This window comes from Microcystis sp. M53598_WE2, from assembly GCF_030067735.1.
GTDB lineage: Bacteria > Cyanobacteriota > Cyanobacteriia > Cyanobacteriales > Microcystaceae > Microcystis > Microcystis aeruginosa.
Genome location: NZ_JASJFE010000783.1, coordinates 1 through 5,879 on the forward strand (window position 1 = coordinate 1; position 5,879 = coordinate 5,879).

Consider the following 5,879-nt stretch of genomic DNA (forward strand, 5'->3'; position numbering starts at 1 on the left):
AACCCTTGGGACCGACTTCAGCCCCAGGTTGCGATGAGCCGACATCGAGGTGCCAAACCTCCCCGTCGATGTGAACTCTTGGGGGAGATCAGCCTGTTATCCCTAGAGTAACTTTTATCCGTTGAGCGACGGCCCTTCCACGCGGTGCCGTCGGATCACTAAAGCCGACTTTCGTCCCTGTTCGACTTGTGGGTCTCACAGTCAAGCTCCCTTCTGCTTTTGCCCTCTATCGTCCCATTTCCAACGGGACCGAGGGAACCTTTGCGCGCCTCCGTTACCTTTTAGGAGGCGACCGCCCCAGTCAAACTGCCCACCTGAAACTGTCTCCCGCCCCGATTAGGGGTCAGGGTTAGAATTCTAGCCTCGCCAGAGTGGTATCTCACCGTTAGCTCCACCCTCCCCACGAGGAGAGTTTCAAAGCTTCCCACCTATCCTGCGCAAGCGAAGCCCGAAGCCAATTCCAGGCTACAGTAAAGCTTCATAGGGTCTTTCTGTCCAGGTGCAGGTAGTCCGTATCTTCACAGACAATCCTATTTCGCCGAGTCTCTCTCCGAGACAGTGCCCAGATCGTTACGCCTTTCGTGCGGGTCGGAACTTACCCGACAAGGAATTTCGCTACCTTAGGACCGTTATAGTTACGGCCGCCGTTCACCGGGGCTTCGGTCGTCAGCTTTAGATTACTCCTGACCAACTTCCTTAACCTTCCGGCACTGGGCAGGCGTCAGCCTCCATACTGCGTCTTACGACTTGGCGGAGACCTGTGTTTTTGGTAAACAGTCGCCTGGGCCTATTCACTGCGACCCTCTTGCGAGGGTACCCCTTCTCCCGAAGTTACGGGGTCATTTTGCCGAGTTCCTTAGAGAGAGTTATCTCGCGCCCCTTAGTATTCTCTACTTCCCCACCTGTGTCGGTTTCGGGTACAGGCAATTAATGATTAACGTGGTTCGGGCTTTTCTAGGAAGCTTGATCAGCGCCACTTCCCTCCCGTGGGAGGTGGGACTCGCGTCTTAGCTCCAGGTGTTTTCACCACCTCTCATCGCCTCGACTGCTTGCACTGGTAACCAACATCCAGCTGACGTTGACCTTCTCCGTTCTCCGGCACAATCATTAATCGGTACGGGAATGTTAACCCGTTGTCCATCGACTACGCTTTTCAGCCTCGCCTTAGGTCCTGACTGACCCTCCGCGGACGAGCCTTGCGGAGGAAACCTTGGGGTTTCGGGGTGTGGGATTCTCACCCACATTTTCGCTACTTAAGCCGACATTCTCACTTCTATAGAGTCCACAGCTGCTTGCCGCTACTGCTTCACCCCCTATAGAACGCTCCCCTACCACTACAATGTAGTCCACAGCTTCGGTAGATAACTTAGCCCCGTTCATTTTCGGCGCAGGAGCGCTTGACCAGTGAGCTATTACGCACTCTTTTAAGGATTGCTGCTTCTAGGCAAACCTCCTGGTTGTCCATGCACTCCCACCTCCTTTCTCACTTAGTTATCATTTGGGGACCTTAGCTGGTGGTCTGGGCTGTTTCCCTCTTGACGATGAAGCTTATCCCCCACCGTCTCACTGGTAGTTTTTTTAGCCGTATTCAGAGTTTGCCTCGCCTTGGTACCGGTCTCCCAGCCCGCGGCGAAACAGTGCTTTACCCCGACTAAACTTCCACTACCGCTGCGCCTCAACACATTTCGGGGAGAACCAGCTAGCTCCGAGTTCGATTGGCATTTCACCCCTAACCACAGCTCATCCGCTAATTTTTCAACATTAGTCGGTTCGGACCTCCACTTGGTTTTACCCAAGCTTCATCCTGGCCATGGTTAGATCACCCGGGTTCGGGTCTACAAATTATGACGCTTCGCCCTATTCAGACTCGCTTTCGCTGGGGCTGTGGGGTCTTCCCCCTTCACCTGCCATAACCTGTAAGTCGCCGGCTCATTCTTCAACAGGCACACGGTCAGACGTTCAATCGTCCTCCCATTGCTTGTAGGCTAACGGTTTCATGTTCTATTTCACTCCCCTTCCGGGGTTCTTTTCACCTTTCCCTCGCGGTACTGTTTCTCTATGGGTCACACGGGAATATTTAGCCTTACCTCGTGGTCGAGGCAGATTCACACGGGATTTCACGTGCCCCATGCTACTCGGGATGCAGTTAAGCTGGTGCCTTTTTCGACTACAGGACTTTCACCTTCTCTGGTGCGGTTTTCAGCCGCTTCGTCTAAATTTCCCAGTCTTTTGTCACTGTCCCACGACCCCAAGTTCCGCAGAACTTGGTTTAGGCTGTTCCCTTTTCGCTCGCCGCTACTGGGGGAATCGCTGTTGCTTTCTTTTCCTCTGGCTACTAAGATGTTTCAGTTCACCAGGTTTGCTCGCTCCACCCTATGGATTCAGGTGGTCGTGTTTAGGGTTGCCCCATTCGGATATCTTCGGATCAATGCTTGCTTCCCGCTCCCCGAAGCGTTTCGTCGGTAACTACGTCCTTCTTCGCTTCCGTGTGCCTAGGTATCCACCGTTAGCCCTTATTAGCTTGACCTTGCGGTCTTCTTTTTTGGCTTTTTCACCTAGCTCTATGCAGTTTTCAAGGTTCCTCTGGACTCTGTACTCAGAGCCAGCATTCTCTCTTATATATGTATATAAGATAAGGTGCTGATTCCTCGCTTCTCTTGTTTTTGCCACCTGTGCAGGTGGGCCATCCTGGACTCGAACCAGGGACCTCACCCTTATCAGGGGTGCGCTCTAACCACCTGAGCTAATAGCCCTTGTTCCTGATTCAGGTCTTTTATGAACCCAGAACCTAGTTTGAAAGCCTCATACCTCGTTCCGACCTTTTGGGATTGATTCTTGGTAGGGACTACTTTTTTTTCGTCTTATACCTGAATTAGGTCTCCCTTTAAGGAGGTGATCCAGCCACACCTTCCGGTACGGCTACCTTGTTACGACTTCACCCCAGTCACTAGCCCTGCCTTAGGCATCCCCCTCCTTGCGGTTGAGGTAATGACTTCGGGCGTGACCAGCTTCCATGGTGTGACGGGCGGTGTGTACAAGGCCCGGGAACGAATTCACCGCCGTATGCTGACCGGCGATTACTAGCGATTCCTCCTTCATGCAGGCGAGTTGCAGCCTGCAATCTGAACTGAGGCCGGGTTTGCTGGGATTCGCTGGCTCTCGCGAGTTCGCTGCCCTTTGTCCCGACCATTGTAGTACGTGTGTCGCCCAAGACGTAAGGGGCATGCTGACTTGACGTCATCCCCACCTTCCTCCGGTTTGTCACCGGCAGTCTCCTTAGAGTCCCCAACTTAATGCTGGCAACTAAGAACGAGGGTTGCGCTCGTTGCGGGACTTAACCCAACATCTCACGACACGAGCTGACGACAGCCATGCACCACCTGTGTTCGCGCTCCCGAAGGCACCCCCAGCTTTCACCAGGGTTCGCGACATGTCAAGTCTTGGTAAGGTTCTTCGCGTTGCATCGAATTAAACCACATACTCCACCGCTTGTGCGGGCCCCCGTCAATTCCTTTGAGTTTCACACTTGCGTGCGTACTCCCCAGGCGGGATACTTAACGCGTTAGCTTCGGCACGGCTCGGGTCGATACAAGCCACGCCTAGTATCCATCGTTTACGGCTAGGACTACAGGGGTATCTAATCCCTTTCGCTCCCCTAGCTTTCGTCCCTGAGTGTCAGATACAGCCCAGTAGCACGCTTTCGCCACCGATGTTCTTCCCAATCTCTACGCATTTCACCGCTACACTGGGAATTCCTGCTACCCCTACTGCTCTCTAGTCTGCCAGTTTCCACCGCCTTTAGGTCGTTAAGCAACCTGATTTGACAGCAGACTTGGCTGACCACCTGCGGACGCTTTACGCCCAATAATTCCGGATAACGCTTGCCTCCCCCGTATTACCGCGGCTGCTGGCACGGAGTTAGCCGAGGCTGATTCCTCAAGTACCGTCAGAACTTCTTCCTTGAGAAAAGAGGTTTACAATCCAAAGACCTTCCTCCCTCACGCGGCGTTGCTCCGTCAGGCTTTCGCCCATTGCGGAAAATTCCCCACTGCTGCCTCCCGTAGGAGTCTGGGCCGTGTCTCAGTCCCAGTGTGGCTGCTCATCCTCTCAGACCAGCTACTGATCGTCGCCTTGGTAGGCCTTTACCCCACCAACTAGCTAATCAGACGCAAGCTCTTCTTCAGGCCAATTAGGTTTCACCTCGCGGCACATCGGGTATTAGCAGTCGTTTCCAACTGTTGTCCCCGTCCTGAAGTTAGATTCTTACGCGTTACTCACCCGTCCGCCACTGGAATCCGAAGATTCCCGTTCGACTTGCATGTGTTAGGCACGCCGCCAGCGTTCATCCTGAGCCAGGATCAAACTCTCCATGATGAATCGTTTGATTCTTTTGACTTTTTTTTCGTCTCCCCCTTGCGGGTTTGACTTCTTTGTTATAGAATTGCTTCTAAACGAGGCTGTTTTGCTTGGCTTTCAAACTATTGTTTTGTCTAGGTTCCAGCGTCGTTTGTTTCGCTTCGCTTTCGCTTCGCTTCAACCGCGCATTTACCAATGTATCTAACTTCCCCAGGTTTGTCAACCCCTTTTGGCAAAATTTTTTGATCTTTTTTCTATCCCTTGCTACATCAGCCTTTCGGACTTTAGTGTTTTTTGCTAGTCCCTTGGTTAGAACTGGCGGTGCGGATAACTTAGTTTATTTGTACTAAATATTTTCCTCAATTTAATTTTTTATTCAATCCCTCTCGATCGCTGGGTCGATTTTGGGGTATGGTTGCTTGAGAATCTATTTTCTGATCGGAAAGCCCTCATGTCTCGCCGCTCCGCTTTACAATCCTATTTACTGGTGCGTTTACTCCTAGCTCCCTTGATGTTATGGACGATCGTGACGGTGGTTTTTCTACTGATGCGTGTTGCCCCCGGTGATCCCACGGATGCGATTTTAGGCAACCGCGCTCCTGAAAGTGCCAAAAATGCCCTAAGAGAACAATTAGGACTGAATAAACCCCTATTTTTCCAGTACCTAGACTATATTTTCCACCTAATGCGCCTCAATTTAGGAGACTCTTTAACCAGTAAGGGGGTGACGGTATGGGAGATTATCGCTAAACATTTTCCAGCGACGGTGGAACTAACTTTTTATGGAATGCTAATTGCGGTGATAGTGGGAGTCGGATTGGGAATTATCACCGCTTCTCGTCCGAATACTCCCTTAGACGCGGGGGGACGTTTATTTGGGTTGATAACCTATTCCTTGCCGATTTTTTGGGTGGGAATGCTCTTACAGCTAATTTTTGCGGTACAGTTGCGCTGGTTTCCCTTGGGGACTCGTTTTCCCTTGAGTGAAACTCCACCGCAGGCAATTACGGGTTTATACACCTTTGATAGTCTGATGACTCTACAACTAGATAAGTTGCCCACAGCTTTGTATTATCTAGTCTTACCTAGTTTTACTCTCGGCATTCTTTTGAGTGGGATTTTTGAACGGATGGTGCGAGTTAATCTGAAACAAACTTTGCAAGCGGACTATGTAGATGCGGCAAAAGCAAGAGGAATACCAGAAAAAACGATTATGATCGCCCATGCGCTGAAAAATGCCCTAATTCCCGTAATTACTGTCTTAGGATTAACTTTTGCGGCTCTTTTAGGTGGTGCAGTCTTGACGGAAGTTACTTTTTCTTGGCCGGGTTTGGGAAATCAGTTATATCGCGCGATTTCTCTGCGGGATTACCCAACAGTGCAGGGATTAATGGCTTTTTTTGCGACAATAGTGGTTTTTGCCAGTATTTTAATCGATCTCATCAATGCTTACATTGATCCTCGCATCCGTTATTAATCAGGGAGAGAGAATTATGAATTATGAAGTGGGGGAGAAGAGAAAG

1 protein-coding gene, 1 tRNA gene and 2 rRNA genes are annotated in these 5,879 nt (G+C 50.9%); 1 reads left to right on the forward strand and 3 read right to left on the reverse strand.

Going from position 1 to position 5,879, the window contains the following annotated elements; genetic code table 11:
- From PX636_RS15970 to PX636_RS15980, 3 genes are all read right to left on the reverse strand, one after another.
- A 23S ribosomal RNA gene (locus PX636_RS15970) occupies nucleotides 1-2,527 on the reverse strand; the annotation flags it as partial.
- A 152-nt stretch (nucleotides 2,528-2,679) separates the two neighbouring features.
- Nucleotides 2,680-2,753: transfer RNA gene (locus PX636_RS15975), tRNA-Ile, on the reverse strand.
- A gap of 132 nt (nucleotides 2,754-2,885) precedes the next feature.
- Nucleotides 2,886-4,374, reverse strand: a 16S ribosomal RNA gene (locus tag PX636_RS15980).
- A gap of 433 nt (nucleotides 4,375-4,807) precedes the next feature.
- Between PX636_RS15980 and PX636_RS15985 the strand changes: the two genes are divergently transcribed.
- Complete coding sequence (locus PX636_RS15985; RefSeq protein ID WP_002799484.1) at nucleotides 4,808-5,833, forward strand: ABC transporter permease; 1,026 nt, start codon at nucleotides 4,808-4,810, stop codon at nucleotides 5,831-5,833.
- The last annotated feature ends 46 nt before the right edge of the window (nucleotides 5,834-5,879 follow it).